Genomic DNA, 21,307 nt, shown 5'->3' with positions numbered 1-21,307 from the left:
CTGGGTAAGGTCAGAAATTTAATGATCCAGGATATACTCCTTTGTTAAGGGAGATTGAGCATTTTCGAATATTTCTTGAGTGCTTCCAGACTCAACAATTCTGCCATTATGAAAGAAAATCACACTATCAGATAACTTCTTAGCTTGCTTCATTGAATGAGTTACCATAATTATAGTAAATCTTAATTTCAGCTCTTGTATAAGATTTTCGATTGCATTGGTTGCCATTGGATCAAGAGCGGAGCACGGTTCATCCATTAATAAAATAGTTGGCTTCACTGCAATTGCGCGAGCAATGCATAGTCTCTGTTGTTGGCCACCGGATAAATTGAGTGCGCTATCTTGCAATCTGTCCTTCAATTCTTCCCATAAACCAACCTTGGTTAAACTATTTTCCACCATCTCATTCAATTTTTGCTTATCCTTCGCCATAACATGCAATTTTGGCCCACAAGCAACATTATCATATATTGATTTTGGAAAAGGATTTGGCTTTTGAAATACCATACCAACTTTTGCTCTAAGTAGTACAACATCCATATCGCGTGAATATATATCACCCAGCCCATCGATATCTAATTCACCAACAGTTTTGCAACCTGGTACATAGTCATTCATACGATTAAAACAACGCAAAAATGTTGATTTACTGCACCCGGATGGTCCGATAAAAGTAGTAACTTTTCTTTTATAAATATTCAAATTTATATCGAATAAAACTTGCTTAGAGCCGTACCAGAGATTTAAATCTTTAACAGAGGCACGTGTATTGCTCATATCACATCCTGCATTGAATAGAGCCCCGGAATTTCTCTTTTATTTTCGTATAGCCATACTGCTGCTTGAACAGCTCCTCTAGCAAATGTTGTGCGATCAATTGCTTTGTGGTTTAGTTCTATCCGTTCATCAGAATTAACAAACATCACGCTGTGATCTCCTATTACTCCACCTCCACGAGATACTGCAAAACCTATTCCCCCCTTTTTTCTTATGTTTGAACCACTATGTAAATATTGATTGGACTGAAAATCCATTTTTGAAGCGTTAGCAATTGTTTTGCCAAGTTCTATAGCTGTTCCAGATGGTGAATCCTTTTTTAAGTTATGATGCATTTCCCAAATCTCAACGTCATATTCATTACCTAAAAGCTCAGCAGCTTTTTTTACCAATTTCAGCAACACATTAACCCCAACACTCATATTTGCTGACCATAATATTGGAACTTCAGCAGCATATTCTTTCAAATCGACACCTTCTATTCCAGTTGTGCCACTAACCAGCGGTGTTTTAAATTTTACAGCCGCTTTAAGGCAGTCTAACATACATTCTTTAGTTGTAAAATCTATTACAACGTCAGATGACTCAAATATGCCACTAATAGAACTTGTAACTTTAATTCCTAGATTGGCTATAATTGGTCCAATATCTGAATCTATGTACTTACTACCTGAACGGGCAACAGCACCTGCTATTTCCACTTTGGTATTTGTAATTAATTCATTGAGTATTTTTTTGCCCATTCTGCCTAAGCAGCCTATTACTCCAACTCTGATTTTCATAAAGCTTTTTACGTTTATTAAGAATGTTAGGCCTTTTTTTAAGCTCTGTCACTTCTGATCTATATTCTATAGCTGTACGAACACTGCAATTTCAGATCCCAGTGCCTTGACCACAACTATTGCAATATGGTACATAGTGAACGATGTCATTCCAGTCTGGAATCTAGCCTTTCTGCAATCTCATCGAAAACGTTGTAACCACTTTCTATGCTAGTTTGCTTGCTTACAAGCAAACTTTTCTGGATCCCAGTGTCTGGGCACTGGGATGACAGGAGAAGGCACTGGGATGACAAGAATAGGGCACTGGGATCTAGTGGGCTCAAACTACAATGTTTGTACAGCTGTGATCTATATTCTATAGCTGAATAATTTAACAATTCAAAATGAATACATATCCTATTGAGCTCTATATTACATACCAGGTTGCTTTGCCTTTTCCATGCTGAGTGATGTGATTACTCTTTACGAGATTAGATACGTGCTTCTTTAAGGTATTGCAGTTTGCTTTAGTAATATTTTCCAAATCCTTAATTGTAAGACGTCCATGTTTGCTGAGTAGTGCTAATACTTTAGCAGAAAGTGGTGGTAAATAGAGATTTAACACTTTTTCATGTGACACCTTTTGTTCGAGATGAAATTTTTGCTTTTGTAGTGACCTTAAAAAGAATATAAGCCATGGATTAAAATCATAGCTGCTCGTCTTCAAGGATTGTTGAGTACGACGCAAAGCTAAGTAGTAACTCTCCTTATTACTTTCAAGGGAACTGTAAGGTACATAGATATACCCTAACTTTAGTAACAAGAAAGTTGTGAGAATGCGTGATAATCTGCCATTTCCATCCTGGAAGGGATGAATAGCTAAAAAAGTAACTATAAAAATGCCAATAATTAATAGAGGGTGTAACGATTTCACCTCTAATTGCTGGCTAGTCCAATAAATAAGTTCTTGCATTTGTGTTGCTGTCTCAAATGGAGAGGCTGTTTCAAAAACCATACGCGTCAAGTTAAGGAAATAAAGGTATGAAAGAGATAGAATAATAAGGTATAAGTTCTCCCAGATATACTTTTAGTGAGAGAACCAATGAATAAAATAACTTGCTTATCAAAAAAGCTCAAAGAATTTTTTAATGAAAAAGCAGAGAAAATCTCAATTACAACAAGGTTTATAAAAAGAAAGAGAAAGCTAAAAGGTTCATCATTCGTAAAAGCCATGGTCTTGGGTAATATAGGAGTTGATAATTGTAGCGTAGAAACAATGTGTCAATTACTAAACGAGGACTCGATAGATATAACAAAACAAGGTTTGGATTTTAGATTTACTGAAGAAGCAGTGGAATTTATGAAAAGGATGTATAATGAATCTGTGATTCTCTTTAAAAATATCTTGCAAGTTGATTGCAAAATCTTACAGCAATTTAATAGTGTTAAATTATTGGACAGTAGCTATATTACTCTACCTAACAGTATGGAAGAGATGTATAAAGGTTATGGTACTAGCTACAGTGGCTATGAAAGCAATACTAAGTCTGGAATAAAGTTACAATTAGTTTTCGACTACATGAATCAGATAATAGACCAACTTAATTTAACGGAGGGGGTAAGATCAGACCAGGGATATAGGAAACATTTAAGTAATATATTAAGCAATGATTTGCTAATATCTGATCTCGGTTATTTTGTGCCAAGTTCTTTTAAACAAATCAATGAAATAGGAGCTTATTTCATAAGTCGTTATAAATCCGATACCAACATATATGATGTAGAAACAAATCAAAAAATGGAGTTATTAGAATGTTTAGAGGATAAGTTATTTTTAGAAAACGAGGTATTGTTAGGAAAAGAAGCAAAAATTAGAGTAAGAATTATATGTCAGAAACTAACTGAAGAACAGTCTATGGCCAGAAGAAGGAAAGCTAATAGATTAGCAAGATCGCAGGGATATACATCCTCTAAAAGAAATCAAAAATTGTTGAACTGGTCAATATTTATAACTAATGTTCCAGAAAATAAAATTAGTGCTGAGCAAGTATTAACGATTTACAGAGTAAGGTGGCAAATTGAGTTATTATTTAAATTGTATAAAAGCCATATCAGGCTTGATAAGCTAAAAGGAAAGCCATGCAGAGTATTATGTGAACTATATGCTAAATTGTGCGCAATTCTTATATTTCACGGCATAGTTGGTTGCACAGAAGTGAAAAAGAATACAGAACTTAGCTTAACAAAGGCATTTATTGAGCTAAAAAGGCGGGTTAGAGAGTTATTTTTAGTATTAACCAAAATTAATAGTTTAAAAGCATTTCTTAAAAAACTCACTATAACTTGGTCGCGATTTTCATTAAAAGACAAACGTAGAAGGGCTAGAGTATCCACTTTAACCTCTCTAAATTTGCTCACAATCTCTTAACTTGACGCGTATGGTTCAAAAAAGTGTGTCAAACCGAAAAAAAAGTAATAAATTGATATAAAAAAATGGAGGTTTGACAATGAGTCAGAAAGTAGTAAACAGAACTACCGGTTTGGTAGATTACAAAGAACTGGAAGCAAATATACTGTCATCAATAAGGGAAGGCAGACCATTAACAGGAAGGGATGGAGCATTTACACCACTTATAAAAAAGCTGCTGGAGGCAAGTTTGGAAGGTGAAATAGAAAATCACTTATTAGCTGAAAGTGAAGAGAATAATCGAAGAAATGGGAGAAATGGAAAGACTTTACGGACAAGTGCACACTCACTTCTTCTTGATTTTTTGGTTTATCTTGTCTACCTATTTTGCCACTCTGCTGAACAGATACACTCAACTAATGGTCAATACATCTTCTATTAAAAATTGTACAAATTCATTGCCATTCCAGTAATTCATAGAGATTTTACCCAAAATAGCTTTAACATTACCCTGCATGATAGCAGAGCCAAGATGAGTATTTGCAGAACGAAATGCAATAGCTCTTACCATAACATTATCATCAGCAATAAAACATTTTATATGGTCAACTCCTATAACTTCAGGCTTTCTTATCTTTGCTCCTTGGATAATAAACCTTGGTTCAGGATTTCCAACTCCAAATGGTCCCAAGCGTTGCAATTGATTCCATAAAGACAAATTTATTGCTTTAGCAGTTACTATACTATCAGCTTTTAAAGTTTTCTCATTTATAGAGTTTGAAAATCTTTCAGTAAAAAAATCATGCAAATCATTTATTTTGTCTTCTTTAATTGAAAATCCTGCCGCCATACTATGGCCACCACCTTCAATAATCAAATTTATAAACTTTGCGGAAAGGACTGCAGCACCGATATCAACTCCCAAAATTGATCTACAGCTTGCTTTTCCTATTCCATTATTTAAAGATATCACTACTGTTGGCAAGTGAAACTGCTCCTTTAGCCTTGATGCAATTATACCAATTATTCCCTGGTGCCAATTGCCACTTATCATTATAAAATTCGCACCTGATTGGGCAGACTTTTCCGCTTGTGCTGTAGCTTCCAAGAGAGCCTCATTTTCTAACACTTTTCTTGCATTATTCAAATCTATTAATTTTAGCGCGATTGAATGTGCCTCTTCATCATCATCGGTGGAAAGCAACCTTGCACCAAGCGATGCTTCTCCAATTCTTCCTCCAGCATTTATGCATGGCCCAATACTAAACCCTAATCGAGAAACACTTGGTTTTTCAAGGATTCCCAAAGCATCAAATAAAACACGCAAGCCAACGTTTTTTCTTGTTGACATAACTTTTAATCCTTGTGAGACAAGTGCTCTATTGAGGCCTGTGATCTGCATAACATCACAGACAGTTCCCAGGGCAACCAAATCCAACAGATCAAATAAATCTGGTTCTTTTTTGTTGGTAAAAAATCCTTGCTCACGTAGGCTTTTATTAAGAGCAACAATTAGCAGAAATGACACTCCAACTGCTGCTAGGTTATTATAAGGAGAGCTCTCATCAAGGCGGTTTGGATTCACAACTGCTAAGGCGCTTGGTAATTTTTCCGTACCAAGGTGATGGTCAACAACTATAATATCAAGACCAAAAGCCTTTGCATCTTCTATTGGTTGATATGCAAGCGTACCACAATCAACGGAAATACATAAATCAATTCCATTCTTTTTAAGTTGTAATAAAGCATCTGTGTTTAATCCATAACCCTCATCAACACGATCTGGAATGTAGATTATAGAGTGTATATCGATTGCTCTCAGGTACCTGTTAATCAATGCTGACGACGTTGCACCATCAACATCATAGTCACCAAATATTGCAAGGTTTTCATCATTTTTTATTGCCCGTATTATACGAGAAACAGCTTTATCCATATCAAGAAGGTGAAAGGGATCTGGTAATAGCGATCTGATTAGTGGATATAAGAAGTCGCTTGCATTTTCTATGTTAACACCACGAGTAACCAATATTCTTGCTAATATTTCTGGTAACTCAAATCTCTGTGTAAGAGTTAAGATTTGCCTTTGATCTGCTTCTTGCAACTTCCACAATGCATTTGTTATGCTGCGCTTTTCAATTTCAAGTAGCATATTCTTTCTTTGTAAATAAAACTACTTTACCAGAATTTTTAAGCTTGTTCTATAATTGTATTAGACTTCTGCATAACCTAAACTAAGTAGAAAAAAGGTATCATCTAAGTAGCTGACACTGGTCTCCATCCAAGAGGGCAGTAGCCCCTTCGGTGTCATTCCAGCGCGTGACCAGGTCTTTTTAGCTATCATAGGATGACAGAAGCAGACACTCCACTTTGTCGTTCCAGTGCCTCCTTTTTTTGTCATTCCAGTGCCTTGACTATTTGGATCCAGGAAAAAGAATGGTGTCATCCCAGTGCCCCTATGATGTCATCCAAGTAGCCTCCCTCTCCTGTCATCCCAGTGCTCCTTTTTTTGTCATCCGAGTAGCTGACACTGGGATGGCTTTGTTGCATCACACTTTATGAGATGGTGATTTATGGTAAATTCATGTAACTATCTCAAATTTAGCCATACCAATATCAGTGAATTTATTAAGCAAATAGCATTTGATTAGCAGTTCTTTTTCTCGATTTATCTCAGATTTATTCCTAAAACTAAATCCGAATATTTGCTTTAATCTTGAGAAAAACCCTTCAATATAAGATCTTTTCCCATAATTTACTTCTTTTTTCCATTCTTTCATGCCATCTTCACCGTATAATTTTATTAACCTAATAGCAGCATTCCTGTCAGACATATAATCTATTTCTGGATGTTCTGCCGCATTGTTTATTGGTGGAATTTTTGTCTTTATATCATATTCGTTACACAACTTATAAAACTTGTGCCTATCACATGCTCCATACGCGTCAAGTTAAGGAAATAAAGGTATGAAAGAGATAGAATAATAAGGTATAAGTTCTCCCAGATATACTTTTAGTGAGAGAACCAATGAATAAAATAACTTGCTTATCAAAAAAGCTCAAAGAATTTTTTAATGAAAAAGCAGAGAAAATCTCAATTACAACAAGGTTTATAAAAAGAAAGAGAAAGCTAAAAGGTTCATCATTCGTAAAAGCCATGGTCTTGGGTAATATAGGAGTTGATAATTGTAGCGTAGAAACAATGTGTCAATTACTAAACGAGGACTCGATAGATATAACAAAACAAGGTTTGGATTTTAGATTTACTGAAGAAGCAGTGGAATTTATGAAAAGGATGTATAATGAATCTGTGATTCTCTTTAAAAATATCTTGCAAGTTGATTGCAAAATCTTACAGCAATTTAATAGTGTTAAATTATTGGACAGTAGCTATATTACTCTACCTAACAGTATGGAAGAGATGTATAAAGGTTATGGTACTAGCTACAGTGGCTATGAAAGCAATACTAAGTCTGGAATAAAGTTACAATTAGTTTTCGACTACATGAATCAGATAATAGACCAACTTAATTTAACGGAGGGGGTAAGATCAGACCAGGGATATAGGAAACATTTAAGTAATATATTAAGCAATGATTTGCTAATATCTGATCTCGGTTATTTTGTGCCAAGTTCTTTTAAACAAATCAATGAAATAGGAGCTTATTTCATAAGTCGTTATAAATCCGATACCAACATATATGATGTAGAAACAAATCAAAAAATGGAGTTATTAGAATGTTTAGAGGATAAGTTATTTTTAGAAAACGAGGTATTGTTAGGAAAAGAAGCAAAAATTAGAGTAAGAATTATATGTCAGAAACTAACTGAAGAACAGTCTATGGCCAGAAGAAGGAAAGCTAATAGATTAGCAAGATCGCAGGGATATACATCCTCTAAAAGAAATCAAAAATTGTTGAACTGGTCAATATTTATAACTAATGTTCCAGAAAATAAAATTAGTGCTGAGCAAGTATTAACGATTTACAGAGTAAGGTGGCAAATTGAGTTATTATTTAAATTGTATAAAAGCCATATCAGGCTTGATAAGCTAAAAGGAAAGCCATGCAGAGTATTATGTGAACTATATGCTAAATTGTGCGCAATTCTTATATTTCACGGCATAGTTGGTTGCACAGAAGTGAAAAAGAATACAGAACTTAGCTTAACAAAGGCATTTATTGAGCTAAAAAGGCGGGTTAGAGAGTTATTTTTAGTATTAACCAAAATTAATAGTTTAAAAGCATTTCTTAAAAAACTCACTATAACTTGGTCGCGATTTTCATTAAAAGACAAACGTAGAAGGGCTAGAGTATCCACTTTAACCTCTCTAAATTTGCTCACAATCTCTTAACTTGACGCGTATGATCACATGCTCTATCTGCATATAGTGCTTTTATGGAATGCTGAAAATCAACTTCTTTTAGCAAATCACAAGCTCCATAGTGATCAGCCGTTACTGTATTTTACAGCTATGGCTTTTTTGTTGTTTATATTCAACATTACGTGCAATTTTCTCGTTTGCTCATAGCCACGATATTTTCTGTCAGTGCTATTTTCCTTGCTGTGTGTTGTTGTATATACTAATTCCTGTACTGTCTATAGCAATTTCGATATCTTCCATATTATTTTCTGCAATCATTTATCTTAATATTAAGTTTCTTAAACCTTCTTGATGCTTGTGAATAGCTGATAACTGCCAAATCTCTTCCTATTTGTTACAAATACCCTTTTATAAACCCGACTGTTTGTCTTAAACCAATTCTAAAGAAACTGACGATTATATGCACCAAAATCACAACTTTATCACTATAAATATAGTTGCCGCCCTGCATTTTTGGACAATTCTCGTACCAATTTTCTATGGCGTCATTGATATAACAAAAAATGCTTCCTCTTTCTTGGAGAAATTTGTTATATTCATGGCAGTTACTGACTCTCATTTTTTGTGGCATATTTTTTCTTCAACAGTTAAATGGCTATTTATAATGAATTTTGTCAGTAACTGCCAGTTCTTTTCACTTGAGCGATGCAACAAAGCCCACTGGGATCCAGGAATTTTATTAAGTTGGTAAGCATAAAAGTGTTATGTAAAATACAACGTTCTTGATGGGATTGCGTGAAATGCTGGATCCCAGTGTCTGGGCACTGGGATGACAAAGGAGGACAGTGTCAGCTACTCGGATGACAAAAAAAGGAGCACTGGAATGACAGCAGTCCTACGTCATACCGCCGCGGTATCTCATCAGCTAACAAGCAGCGGGATGACGGTTGTCGTTTAGCTATAAACATTAAGAAATTTACTAAACAAAAAAAAAGGCAAAAGAAACCCTAGTCATTGTCTATTTTCAGTATTTGGCGTTTTTTAAGTCTTAAACGCTGCAATTTAGCTGCTTTTAAGTGCAACTAACTTTAGCTAAAATGTTTAAGAAATTTACTAAGCAGAAAAAAAGGCAAAAGAAACCCCGTGGTAATTAGTGTTCACTCTCTAATCCTGCAAATTGGCGTACTATACTGTCTTAAACGACTTATAAGCGCGTTTCAGCTTTTATAGGTAAAAACCTAAAAATGTTGTGAAGACATAAGGTGCACATAGTGCAAAAAATTAAAAATAAGACGCCAACTACGTTGTTTTCTTGCTGTTTAATCTGCACAGATGAAGATAACTGAATACCTTCAGTATCATGATAAGGGCGCTGGCGGAGTTTGTCAAGGAAGTTTTTTCGTTTCTATGGGTCAGTTGGTACGCGCTTTGCCTTTTAACAGATGTAAAAGCACAATTATTACGAACAACATTCCACCAACAACTGATATAGCGCCACCTATAATGAAGCACGTGCGTGCTAACATTGACGAAATGCTTGGCAGATCTGCAACCTTCCTTAAAGCACCATCTCCACCAAGCCACACAAGGCCAGTAATATGGAGAAAATGCCCTACACTGTAGGCATAAATCTGTAATCTTACCATGGAGTTTTTTACCTCTTTAAAGTTTAATTTGGGTAACAGCCAATAAATGAAATTCATAAAAGCTATAGTGATCCCAACTACAGAACCGTGATAATGAGCAGGAATCGTGACATTACCTTCAATAGTCAACACTCCGAGCACATCTCCATAAGTGAACAACAAAAATGAATGTAATAAATAGTTGCTTTTATCATTAATAAAAGTTCTGATGTTGTAGCACACTAATATTATCAAAAAGCACGGCAAAACTGCTCCAGCAATCCTCATATGCCAAGTAAAAAACTGTATTAACTTGGCACTATCAACTGGATAAACAAAATATACAAACGGTGCGCCTACAGCTAAAATCGTGTTTATAAATAGTGGTAAAATAGTAATTTTATTGCTTGAAGCTAGACTAATATCATTGGAACTTAGCATTATTAAATAGACTAAAAACATTCCTTGAGTAAAAGCAAACTGCAATAAATGTCCGCCTCCCCAAAAGAGATATTCGTAAAATAAATTATTATCTGAGTGATATAGACCTGGAGGCATATTATTATATGCTAAAACAAAGCAAAGAAATGACGATACAAGTATAATAACTAGCCCAATTTGCCCAACAGAGAGAAATGAAACCTCTTTTTTTGATGTGTATGCTAGCATTGTATTTACTAATATACTGGCAATAAACAAACTGAGTCCAAACAAAAATAATTTGTTTTGTAACACGGGAATATAATTACTTTTGATAACTTCAGTGTTTGGAACGAATGCGGATATAAACATGAGCAGCATCGAAAGGGTTGATAGAACCCATGAAAAGTTAAACCAACTATTGGTATTTTGTAGGTTTATGATAAAGAGCAGAGATATTATAGAGCACATCCACACTAAAATTGACAAGTTCACGTGTATTACCAGCGCATTATCAAAAATATATTGTGCAGAAGGAACAAGAGAGGAGATAAAAGGCAATCGTAGAAAAATAACAATTATTGACAGTAACCCAGAGCAAGCAAGAGCACATACTGCCAAGAACATCCATTTTCTACAGAGCGGAGCGTTGTCTTGTATATTAAGCACAATCTTTTTTCTCAATTTTGTTCAATACAATATATAACACTGCAATAATACCTAAAACATAGCAATAGTATACGTGTGGCATGACTGCCAAAGGTGAAACTCCAGCAATAGTGCTAGCCAAAAGCAATTGAGCGCCATACGGTATTAATCCTTGAAATACACAAGAAAATATGCCTAGCCATGCTGCACTATAGTGAGGCGGTATTTCATATTTCTTAGCAATATCTCTAGCAATTTCACCGCTAAAAATTATAGCGATGGTATTATTTGCAAGTAAAATATCAAATATGCTGACTATTTTTGCAATAAATAACTGTGCAGTTTTTTGTCCACCACGTTGTATCATAACCCAAGATGAAAGTTTATCTGCAAACTCCTTAGAATTTTTACCTACTAGTCCTGAAAGCCCGCCAACCATCAATGACAGTAGCATAATTTCATGCATACTCATAAACCCTTTGGTGATGTTTTGGCTTAAAAACAATAAACCATGATTGTTGTTATTTATAAATCCAATAATTCCAGCAAAAGTTATGCTTAAAACCAATGCCGTAAATACATTGATTCCAAAGTTTGCAAGCAATATAAGTATGATGTAAGGAGCCACAAGCAATAAAGAATACTCCTTAACTGAAATAGCAGCACTATTGCTTGAGCTATAAAATAATATAATTATTGTGAATATAGAAGCAATTAGTGCCACTTTTGCATTCAGTTTTAATTTTTTCTTTATATCAGCCTTTTGAGACATCACAGATGCAATTGTAGTATCAGAGATAATAGATAAATTGTCGCCAAACATTGCTCCTCCTACAACGGTTGCCACTCCTAAGGAAGGAGAAATCCCAGCTTGTGTCAGTTCAACTGCAATAGGAGCAATTGTTGCAATGGTGCCCATTGATGTACCAATAGCAGTGGAGATGAAAGCTGCTACAAAAAATAATCCTATGAGTAAAAATTGTGTTGGTATAAATGAAAGAGCCAAATTAACTGTGGCATCAGCACTACCGATTGCTTTAGTTACTTCACTGAATGCACCTGCAAGTAAAAAAATGATGCACATAGTGATAATATTACGATCTCTTACCCCATCTAGAAAGGCATACATTTTTTCTTCAGTATTGCCCTTGTATAAAACCCAACCCAGAGCTATGGCAGGAACAATGGCTACTAGTGGAGATAACTGATAAAAAGCATTTGACACGCCAAGAACAGTAAAATATATGCCGCTTCCTACAAAAAGAAATAGGAACAGTAAAATAGGCAAAAAATTTGTAAAATAAAACATACCTCAGCTCTGATAAACGCAAATCAACTATGATATAATTTATATTATTATAAACCACAGTTGGCACCTTGACCAATGTTTTTCTAGAAAGCAATCTACCAGAAAAGGTTTCCATGAAAAGGACTATTATAATATATCATCTACTTGAATTAAACTGGGAGATAGAATAAGTAAAAAATATGAATGACATAACAACAAAGCAAGTCATATCCTTATGGGACACACAAGTTGGTGGGTTTTTGCCGGATAAAAAAGAAGTGGAGATTGTATAATACCTTCTTAATCTAATGCTTCAATGTTTCCGACATAGGAAAAGTATCATCTTTATTTTCTATAGAGGAAGGCACACTATTTTGATTATCATCACCATTAATTGGAGTAGTAGGGTGCATTAAAGCAACTTTCATAACTTCATCAATATTCTTAGCAAAAACTACGTTGATCCCTTCTTTGATGCTTGCCGGAATTTCTTGCATATCTTTCTCATTTTCACTTGGTATAATCACAGTTTTGATTGATCCTCTGAGCGCTGCAAGCAATTTTTCTCTCAAGCCCCCGATAGCTAAAACTCTACCACGCAATGTCACTTCGCCTGTCATAGCAACATTTTTGTTAACTGGTATATTTGTCATAAGAGAAACAATAGACGTACATACCGCGCCGCCAGCAGAAGGGCCATCTTTTGGTACAGCACCCTCAGGTACATGCAAATGTATATCATTATTTTGGAATTTTTCGGGCTTTATACCAAAAAACAAACAATTTGATCGAATATAACTATACGCAGCTTTTATAGATTCTTGCATAACCTCTCCAAGCTTTCCTGTGTATTTTATTTCTCCCTTGCCCGGAATTAGGACTGATTCTATCATCAAAATATCACCACCTGTTTCAGTATAGGCGAGCCCAGTTACTATTCCTACTAAACTCTCATTTTCCGCAATGCCAAAGGTATATTTACGTACCCCTAAATAATCTTGTAAATTGTCAACCCCTACGGATATTTTCTTATTTTTATCAGTCAATATTTCTTTAACTGCCTTTCTCATGAGCTTTGCAAGCTCCCTTTCCATACTCCGCACACCACTTTCACGTGTATATAAACGTATCAACTCGTATAACGCCTCATTAGTTATGTCCCATTCCTTCTGATACAAACCATGCTCCTTCTTTAACTTCGGAATAAGGTGGTGTGTAGCAATACTGATTTTTTCATCTTCAGTATACCCGGACAATTGTATAATTTCCATCCTATCACGCAAAGGATGTGGTAAATTTAAGCTGTTTGCCGTAGCTACAAACATTACACTTGAAAGATCAAACTCAACTTCCAAGTAATGATCCGTAAAGTGTTTATTGTGCTCAGTATCTAAAACCTCAAGTAATGCAGACGCAGGATCGCCACGCGAATCAGAACCCATCTTATCTATTTCATCAAGCAGAAAAAGCGGGTTGCATGAATTAGCTTTTTTCATGTGTTGAATGATTTTACCAGGCATTGAGCCAATATAAGTTTTCCTATGCCCTCGTATCTCGGACTCATCACGCACACCACCAAGAGCTATACGAACAAAATCTCTTCCTACTGCTCTTGCCATAGATTTAGCCAAAGAAGTTTTACCAACACCTGGCGGTCCAACTAAGCAAAGTATAGGACCTTTTATCTCTTTTACTCTTTTTAATACCGCTAAAAATTCTATTATTCTATCTTTTACTTTCTCTATGCCATAATGATTTTCATCTAAGATTTTCTTAGCTGCATTTAAGTTAATTTTTGCATCTTTGTACTTTCCCCATGGCAACTCAAGCAACCAATGCAAGTAACTAGATATAACTGTAGCTTCAGGAGAAATGGGATTCATTTTCTTGTATCTCTTCAAATCAGTTATAGCTTTCTCTCTTGCTTCCTGAGAAAGCTTTGTTTCATTTATCTTTTTTTCAAATTCATTGAGTATATTCCCTTCATCACCATTCTCAAATTCGCCTAATTCTTTCTGTATAGCTTTCAATTGCTCGTTAAGGTAGTAAACTTTCTGAGTGCTTTCAACTTGCGATTTAATTGTCTTATATAAACGGTTTTGTGCGTTCAAAATACTCATTTCTCTCTCAATAAAAGCAAAAGCTTTTTTTAAACGCTCTTCTGGGTCATAAGCCTCAAGTATGCTTTGTTTATCTGATACTTTTATATTTAAATGTGAAGCTACCGTGTCTACAAGTTGATCAACTTCTTTGATTTGATCAATGGAGTTAATGGCAACCTCGGGCTGATTTTTCTTGTTTAGCTTACACCAGCTATCGAACGCGTCTACAACAGATCGCCTTAAAGCTTCTAAGTCAATATTGTCTTCATCTTCTTTATAATGACTGTCTAACTCTACCCTGGCTTGTAATAAAGTATGAGAGCTAATATATTCTACAACTCTTCCCCTTCTTATCCCCCGGATTATAACTTTTACTGCATTGTCAGGTAATTTTATTAACGGTTGTACAATGCTTGCTAACACACCTACTTCATAAAGATCTTCAGGCTCTGGATTATCAACAGAGCCATCTTTCTGTGCTACAAGAAAAATCTCATTTTGGTGATTACTACTACTTATTGCATACTCTAGTGCATTAACAGATTTTTCTCTGCCTATGAATAAAGGCACCATTATATTTGGAAAAATTACTACATCTCTTAAAGGTAATACTGGCAATGCAGTAAAACTAGAGCTTACAGCACGTTCAATGTTCATAATATATGCCTCAAATTAATCATTAACCGTTATAACATTGCCATTGTTATTATGATTAACCGTTGCTTTTCCTAATTCTACCATTTTCTTAGTGATTACTATAGTGCTACCTTCAAAGCCTCCGTTTCCAGATGTATACATAATGTCAAGCAAAAGTGACTCCAAGATAGCACGTAACATTCTTGCACCTGTTTTGTAGCTTATAGCCTTTTTAGCAATAGCTGATATTGCTTCATCTGAAAACTCAAGGTTTACTTTGCTAAACGCAAGCAATGCTTTGTACTGTTTTATTAGTGCATTCCTTGGCTCTGTCAACACATGTATTAAATCTTCATGATCCAGCTCATCTAAAACAGCAGTTATTGGAACCCGCCCTACAAATTCGGGTATTAAACCGAATTTGATTAAATCTTCAGGTTGAACATCATGTAAAGCATTCTTTTTCTTTTGCTCTTTAGACTGACTTATATCTGCTCCAAAGCCAACTGACGTTCCCTTTTTTCTCGCTTCAATAATTTTATCGAGGCCTTCAAAAGCTCCTCCACAAATAAACAGTATGTTACTAGTATCTACTTGTATAAACTCTTGTTGTGGGTGTTTTCGCCCTCCTTGTGGCGGAACATAAGCAACTGTACCCTCCATAATCTTAAGCAGAGCTTGCTGGACCCCTTCACCTGAAACGTCACGGGTTATTGAAGTGCTTTCAGATTTTCTTGTAATCTTGTCTATTTCATCTATAAACACTATACCACGCTGTGCTTTTACAACGTCATAATTTGCAGCTTGTAATAAACGCGACAACACGCTTTCTACATCATCACCCACATAACCTGCCTCAGTTAAAGTTGTCGCATCAGCCATAGCAAATGGCACATCTGAAACTTTAGCAAGTGTTTTGGCTAGCAAAGTCTTACCAGAACCAGTGGGACCAATAAGCATTATATTTGACTTCTCGATTTCAATATCACTTATAGCATGAAATTGTACCATGGATTGACAATGGTTATACATAGCTACAGATAAAACGTGTTGCGCGTGTTCTTGACCTACAACATGCTTGTTGAGAAAGTTTTTTATATCCTCAGGTTTCTTTAGTAATAGCTTCATATCAGATATACGATCTGAATTAAAAGATCTATCTTTCTTTTGACTTATTGCTTTATGGGATAATTCTATGCACTCATTACAAATAAACACCTTTAAACCATCCGAAGAGTTAGTAATCAATTTATCTACTTCATCTTGCGCCTTGTTGCAAAAAGAACAGTAGTGTAAATCATTATTGTTATCCATTAACCCACCTTTTGTTTAACTTTAATATTTTCAATTTCAATATCTGTACGCTCAGCTATCACCCTGTCAATTAAGCCAATTTTCCTTGCTTCTTCAGGATCCATGAATTTATCTCTTTCCATCATTCCTTCAATTTTCTTCAGTGAATTTCCAGTATGTTTTTCATAAATTTGATTTAGTTTTTTCTTAACCCGCAAAATTTCATTAGCATGTATTTCTATATCAGTTGCTTGACCATGATAACCACCAGATGGCTGATGTATCATAATTCTTGAATGAGGTAGAGAGTAGCGCTTACCTTTTGTACCAGCTGCAAGCAATAAAGAACCCATAGACGCAGCTTGACCTATACATAAAGTTGAAACGTCTGGGTTTATATACTGCATTGTATCGTAGATCGACAAACCAGCAGTTACAACACCACCTGGTGAGTTGATGTACATACAAATGTCTTTATCGGGATTTTCCGATTCTAAAAATAAAAGCTGTGCTACTATTACACTGGCCATATTGTCTTCAATAGGACCTGTTACAAAAATTATTCTTTCTTTCACTAGTCTTGAATATATGTCATAAGCGCGCTCACCGCGACTAGTTTGTTCAACTACAATTGGTATAAGAGTCATACCTTTTCCTATTAAATATTATCAAATAATTCCTTTAATTCTTTCACAGAAACAATCTGCTCTTCTTTACTAACTTTTTCTATTATATAATCTGTCACTTTATACTCAAGCGCTTGCCCTCTAACTAATTCTTGAAATTGTTTATTTGATTCAAAATGCTTAAGTACTCTGTCAAATTGCACATCTTTACTGACATATTGATTTACAAGAACACTCAAAACATCATTTTGAGTTAATGATATTTTATGTTCTGCACTAAATTTCATAAATAACATAGCAAGCTTTACACGTTTTTCAGCTTCTTTACGAGAATCATTTTGAGCACCCAATTCTCCTTCCATTCTTTGTTGCTCCTGTTTTACTATGTCTGTGGGTAAATCAAAACTATAATTAGCATCCAAATAATCAAACAGCTCCTTTTTAATTAAGAGATTTCTCATTTCGGTGCACTGATCACCAATCATTTTTTTTGCATGATTTATTAGCAAAGAATAATCTTTAAACCCAATACTCTTAGCTATTTCATCATCATTTTCAAAATCTTTGGCAATTTGAATCTCATTAACTCGCACAGAAAAATCAGCTTCCTGTCCTGCAAGGGAAATGGCTTGGTAATTTTCAGGAAATTTCAACTTAAAGTTCTTTGTTTCTCCCTTTTTCATACCAGTTAATTGATCTTCAAAACCATTAATAAATGTGCCAGACCCTAAATTAACGGCAAAATCTTTGCTACTTCCACCTTGAAAGAGCTTATTCCTAATCCGCCCTTCAAAATCAATTATCAATTTATCCCCATCTTTCGCTTGATAAGAAGCATCATCAACAGAGGCAAAATTGGGGAACTTTGTTTTGATAGAATCAATAAATTCTTTTATATCTTCCTCTTCAATCTTTGCTTCAATTTTCTTTAAGTTTATTTTGTCAAGATCTATCATCGGTACTTCAGGCATCGACTCAAAAGATAGCTTGTATACAAAATTGCCCTCCTCATTTTCTTTGCCCAGATCTGGTAATGATATAACATCAACCTTAGGATAAATGTGAGACTTGACTTCAATTTTTTTCATCAAATCACTTGAGCAATAATCAATTGTATTATTTATCACATATTCCAAAGCCTCGTTTTTATAATTTGCAACAACAAGGTCATAGGGCATCTTTCCAGCCCTAAATCCAGGTGATTTTGCATTTTCTGCTATCTCTTGCAACCTGGAATTTACCTTTTGTTTTATATAATCACTACCAACTGTGATTTCATACTCATACTTTAGTTTATCTATACTAAGCTCTTTGTAGGTATATACGCTACTTACTTCGACTGTATTTTGAGGTATATTATTAGACATCATAATTCATTTATTAACATTTTAATTCATATCTTAATAGAGTCATTTTACCAGAATTTAAGTTAAACACAATCCTTAAGAACAGGTTTTTACACAAACAAAAGTGTATTTAGTGATTATAAATTTTCCCTTAAAACCTAAGTTACATGACTTTAAAGTGCGGATAGAGGGACTTGAACCCCCACGAGCAAGCTCACCAGGACCTAAACCTGGCACGTCTACCAATTCCGCCATATCCGCAAGAAATTTTCAGTACCCTATTATAGGTATTCCATTAAAAATATTCAAGGTTTAAAGTCTTACTTAATTTATGGTATTTACACAATCAAAAAAGCTTATTAACATTTCTTAATGAAAGCTCTAAACCCTGAAAATCAATAATGAGATTAATAACAAGCTTCTTACTCGCAATTTTTTTGATTACACAAAGTGGTTGCACAACCCTTATAATAGGTGGTGTGGTGGCTACAGCGACAGCAACAGCAATAACAATGCAGGACAAATCCTTGGGAAATATCATTGATGATACGACTATGGTCATCAGAATTAATAAGGGGCTCTTAAAACATGGGCTATTTTCATCCATAAAGGTTAAAGTAAGTGAAGGAAGAGTATTGCTCATTGGAAGTGTTGACACTCCTGAAAAACAACTTACAGCAGAAAAAATAGCTTGGCAGCAAAAAGAAATTAAAGAAGTGATAAATGAAATAAGAGTAATACCAATTCAAATGGCTTCCATGCTAGACACCACTGTAGATGGCATGATAACAGCGGAAATAAGAACAAGACTCCTGGGAAAAAGAAATATTAAGTCAATTAATTATAGCGTTAATACGGTTGATAGAGTTGTTTATTTGATGGGTATAGCCCAAAATAAAGCGGAATTAAAAGCTGTAATAGCAATTGCAAGAAAAGTAAAGGGAGTAAAACAAGTTGTAAGTTATGTACGATATAGGTACAGTAAGTTACGCCATTAGGCAAAAATCGCTTTCAAATTATAACATTTGTACAATTGTGACAATAGGTAGAGAACATAAATGAAAGTTGCCTTTCAGATGGATGAAAATATAAATTTTGAAACTGACACTACATTCGTGCTAATAAAGGAAGCACAAAGGAGGAAGCACGAAGTTTTTGTCTATGCTCCTAACAATTTAGCACTAAAGCTAAACCATCCAATTGCTCTGGCTCAGAAAGTCAGCGTTGATGATTTTAGTTTTATCTCTAAAGAGGATGTAGCAATCAACTTGAATGAAATGGACATCATATTTATCAGACAGGATCCACCCTTTGATATGCGTTATATTACAACAACATATATCTTAGAAAAAACCAGCGCATTGGTAATTAACAATCCAACAGAAATAAGAAATTGTCCTGAAAAATTGATAACTTCATTATTTCCAGAGCTAATTCCGCCAACTTTGATTACTGAAAATATATCAATGATTAGAGATTTCTACTACAACTATCAAGATATTATTCTGAAGCCATTGTATAGTTATGGAGGAAACGATGTGATAAGAATACAAGATGAGAATAGTATTCAAGTAGTAGTGGATCTCATGATAGCAAAATACGAATGCCCTGTGATTGCACAATCATTTTGTAAAAATATAGATGAAGATAAAAGAATATTGCTACTTTATGGCCAACCAATTGGTGTAATGAAACGAATTCCAAAAATCAGTGGAGAGATCAGAACAAACATGCGACTTGGAGCAAGTTTTGAGCCCGCTCAAATGAACGATAGAAACAATGAAATATGTAACAAAATTGGTCCTGAATTAAAGAAAAGAGGGCTAATATTTGTTGGTATTGATATTATAGATGACTTCCTGCTCGAAATTAACACAACTTCACCCACGGGAGTAGTTTATATCAATAAATTGTATAATATATCGCTAGAAAAGGATCTTTGGGACGTGTTTGAAGAAAAAGCAAGCAGCCATCAACTAAACCTGTGAACAATCACCTTAACAAACTCAGTAGTCCCATTCTTTATCCCTGTTTTTTCTGTACTATTGGTCATATCACGCAATTTTTGAGAATTATTTAATAGATCAAATAGTACCTCTGTTAGATTTTTTTTTGCTTCACTATTCTGCTTAACTATTATAGCTGCTCTCGAGTCTTCAATATATTTTGCGTTATAAAATTGGTGATTATCTTTTGAGTAAGGGTAAGGAATATATATAGCAGAACGCCTAGCAAGAGTGATCTCTGCTATTGAAGTTGCTCCTGCTCTGCTAATTACCAAGTGAGCATTGGCCAGTCTATTCTCCATATCATCAAAAAATTCACTCAATTCACAATCGATCTTTTCACTTTTGTATAGACTTTTGACCTTGTTTACATTTTTCTTCGTACATTGCTGCGTCACTCTAATTTTCTTTTTCATTTTAATAGGTAAATCACAAATTACGCTGCTTACTACATCATCAAAAAAATTTGCACCTTGGCTGCCTGCTATGACCAATATATTTAGGATTTTCTCAGTGCTAGAATGGCTCTGTGCTTTTATATCAACAAAATTTCCTGTAAAAATACATTTATTGCCCTCTGCATATTTAGTCTCCGGAAAGCTGGTTGCAATTAATTTTGCACTCTTGAAAAAGAATCTATTTACTCTCCCTAAAACTGTGTTTTGTTCATGTAAAATTATAGGTATAGAAAGAACTCTTGCTGCAAGAAGAGTTGGAAAAGAAGCATAGCTACCAAAACCAATGACCGATTTTGGTTTTAATTTTCTTACTTGATACAGTGCTAACATAGAGCTGTATATCAAGAAAAGGAAAAACTTAAATTTGTTGCTGCTTGGTTTACATAATGGCAAGGTGTAGTTTCCCACGTCAGTATTTTTATTTGTTTTTTTATCAGTAAATACTATGCAACTATATCCTTGTGCCTTTAGTGCTCTTGCTAAAGTTATAGCTGGAAAAATGTGTCCGCCTGTGCCACCTGTTGCTAAAATAATATCCATCTGTAAATAATAAATCCTAGATTGTTAACTGTTATTTAACAATTTGCACG

The 21,307-nt window shown here is 34.8% G+C and carries 16 protein-coding genes, 1 tRNA gene and 3 pseudogenes; 5 read left to right on the top strand and 15 right to left on the bottom strand.

The window, feature by feature from the left end; translation table 11 throughout:
* Nucleotides 1–18: 18 nt before the first annotated feature.
* The 3 genes from pstB to ACQH2Q_RS01380 form a co-directional block, all read right to left on the bottom strand.
* On the bottom strand, nt 19–777 hold the full coding sequence (gene pstB / locus ACQH2Q_RS01390; RefSeq protein ID WP_425383530.1) for a phosphate ABC transporter ATP-binding protein PstB: 759 nt from the start codon (nt 775–777) through the stop codon (nt 19–21).
* Complete coding sequence (gene dapB / locus ACQH2Q_RS01385; RefSeq protein ID WP_182309436.1) at nt 774–1,559, bottom strand: 4-hydroxy-tetrahydrodipicolinate reductase; 786 nt, start codon at nt 1,557–1,559, stop codon at nt 774–776. Before dapB ends, pstB begins: the two co-directional genes overlap by 4 nt.
* A 406-nt stretch (nt 1,560–1,965) precedes the next feature.
* On the bottom strand, nt 1,966–2,553 hold the full coding sequence (locus ACQH2Q_RS01380; protein ID WP_425383529.1) for a Fic family protein: 588 nt from the start codon (nt 2,551–2,553) through the stop codon (nt 1,966–1,968).
* Between the two features lie 87 nt (nt 2,554–2,640).
* Between ACQH2Q_RS01380 and ACQH2Q_RS01375 the strand changes: the two genes are divergently transcribed.
* Together ACQH2Q_RS01375 and ACQH2Q_RS01370 are read left to right on the top strand one after the other, a co-directional pair.
* Nucleotides 2,641–3,966: an IS4 family transposase gene (locus ACQH2Q_RS01375; protein ID WP_264339118.1), complete on the top strand. Its 1,326-nt coding sequence runs from the start codon at nt 2,641–2,643 to the stop codon at nt 3,964–3,966.
* A gap of 79 nt (nt 3,967–4,045) precedes the next feature.
* Nucleotides 4,046–4,303: pseudogene (locus ACQH2Q_RS01370) on the top strand (IS256 family transposase); the annotation flags it as partial.
* Between the two features lie 54 nt (nt 4,304–4,357).
* Here ACQH2Q_RS01370 and recJ read toward each other — a convergent pair.
* The 3 genes and pseudogenes from recJ to ACQH2Q_RS01355 form a co-directional block, all read right to left on the bottom strand.
* Entirely contained in the window at nt 4,358–6,097 is a 1,740-nt protein-coding gene (recJ, locus tag ACQH2Q_RS01365) for a single-stranded-DNA-specific exonuclease RecJ (RefSeq protein ID WP_425383528.1), read from the bottom strand.
* A gap of 60 nt (nt 6,098–6,157) precedes the next feature.
* Nucleotides 6,158–6,391, bottom strand: a complete 234-nt coding sequence (locus ACQH2Q_RS01360) for a hypothetical protein (protein ID WP_010962507.1) — start codon at nt 6,389–6,391, stop codon at nt 6,158–6,160.
* Nucleotides 6,392–6,527: 136 nt separating this feature from the next.
* A pseudogene (locus ACQH2Q_RS01355) lies at nt 6,528–6,893 on the bottom strand (IS5 family transposase); the annotation flags it as partial.
* A gap of 80 nt (nt 6,894–6,973) precedes the next feature.
* On the opposite strand from ACQH2Q_RS01355, the gene ACQH2Q_RS01350 reads away from it, so the two are divergent.
* Entirely contained in the window at nt 6,974–8,299 is a 1,326-nt protein-coding gene (locus ACQH2Q_RS01350) for an IS4 family transposase (RefSeq protein ID WP_264339118.1), read from the top strand.
* On the opposite strand, the pseudogene ACQH2Q_RS01345 reads toward ACQH2Q_RS01350, so the two are convergent.
* The 8 genes and pseudogenes from ACQH2Q_RS01345 to ACQH2Q_RS01310 all read right to left on the bottom strand — a co-directional run.
* Nucleotides 8,295–8,900 (bottom strand): annotated as a pseudogene (locus tag ACQH2Q_RS01345) (transposase); the annotation flags it as partial. The gene ACQH2Q_RS01350 and the pseudogene ACQH2Q_RS01345 sit on opposite strands and share 5 nt — an antisense overlap.
* A gap of 781 nt (nt 8,901–9,681) precedes the next feature.
* Nucleotides 9,682–10,941: a cbb3-type cytochrome c oxidase subunit I gene (locus ACQH2Q_RS01340; RefSeq protein ID WP_425383604.1), complete on the bottom strand. Its 1,260-nt coding sequence runs from the start codon at nt 10,939–10,941 to the stop codon at nt 9,682–9,684.
* Between the two features lie 34 nt (nt 10,942–10,975).
* Nucleotides 10,976–12,271: a Na+/H+ antiporter NhaC family protein gene (locus ACQH2Q_RS01335; RefSeq protein ID WP_264339151.1), complete on the bottom strand. Its 1,296-nt coding sequence runs from the start codon at nt 12,269–12,271 to the stop codon at nt 10,976–10,978.
* Between the two features lie 284 nt (nt 12,272–12,555).
* The gene (gene lon / locus ACQH2Q_RS01330) at nt 12,556–15,009 is read right to left on the bottom strand and encodes an endopeptidase La (protein WP_338481563.1); all 2,454 of its coding nucleotides are present in this window, start codon (nt 15,007–15,009) and stop codon (nt 12,556–12,558) included.
* A gap of 15 nt (nt 15,010–15,024) precedes the next feature.
* Nucleotides 15,025–16,302 (bottom strand): ATP-dependent Clp protease ATP-binding subunit ClpX, encoded by a 1,278-nt coding sequence (gene clpX, locus ACQH2Q_RS01325; protein ID WP_425383527.1) that lies wholly within the window; start codon nt 16,300–16,302, stop codon nt 15,025–15,027.
* Nucleotides 16,302–16,928, bottom strand: a complete 627-nt coding sequence (gene clpP, locus ACQH2Q_RS01320; RefSeq protein ID WP_006280254.1) for an ATP-dependent Clp endopeptidase proteolytic subunit ClpP — start codon at nt 16,926–16,928, stop codon at nt 16,302–16,304. Before clpP ends, clpX begins: the two co-directional genes overlap by 1 nt.
* An 11-nt stretch (nt 16,929–16,939) precedes the next feature.
* Nucleotides 16,940–18,274, bottom strand: a complete 1,335-nt coding sequence (gene tig, locus ACQH2Q_RS01315; RefSeq protein ID WP_264339575.1) for a trigger factor — start codon at nt 18,272–18,274, stop codon at nt 16,940–16,942.
* 158 nt (nt 18,275–18,432) lie between these two features.
* Nucleotides 18,433–18,514 (bottom strand) — tRNA-Leu (locus ACQH2Q_RS01310).
* Nucleotides 18,515–18,654: 140 nt separating this feature from the next.
* Between ACQH2Q_RS01310 and ACQH2Q_RS01305 the strand changes: the two genes are divergently transcribed.
* Entirely contained in the window at nt 18,655–19,251 is a 597-nt protein-coding gene (locus ACQH2Q_RS01305; RefSeq protein WP_006279461.1) for a BON domain-containing protein, read from the top strand.
* Nucleotides 19,252–19,311: 60 nt separating this feature from the next.
* Nucleotides 19,312–20,241, top strand: a complete 930-nt coding sequence (gshB, locus tag ACQH2Q_RS01300; protein ID WP_425383526.1) for a glutathione synthase — start codon at nt 19,312–19,314, stop codon at nt 20,239–20,241.
* Here the strand turns inward: gshB and murG are convergent.
* Complete coding sequence (murG, locus tag ACQH2Q_RS01295; protein ID WP_155968867.1) at nt 20,226–21,257, bottom strand: undecaprenyldiphospho-muramoylpentapeptide beta-N-acetylglucosaminyltransferase; 1,032 nt, start codon at nt 21,255–21,257, stop codon at nt 20,226–20,228. The two genes, gshB and murG, sit on opposite strands and share 16 nt — an antisense overlap.
* Nucleotides 21,258–21,307: the final 50 nt, after the last annotated feature.

The sequence above is a fragment of the Wolbachia endosymbiont (group A) of Melieria omissa genome (assembly GCF_964031125.1).
In the GTDB taxonomy this organism is placed as follows: domain Bacteria; phylum Pseudomonadota; class Alphaproteobacteria; order Rickettsiales; family Anaplasmataceae; genus Wolbachia; species Wolbachia pipientis.
This window is presented reverse-complemented; position numbering and strand designations above follow the sequence as displayed.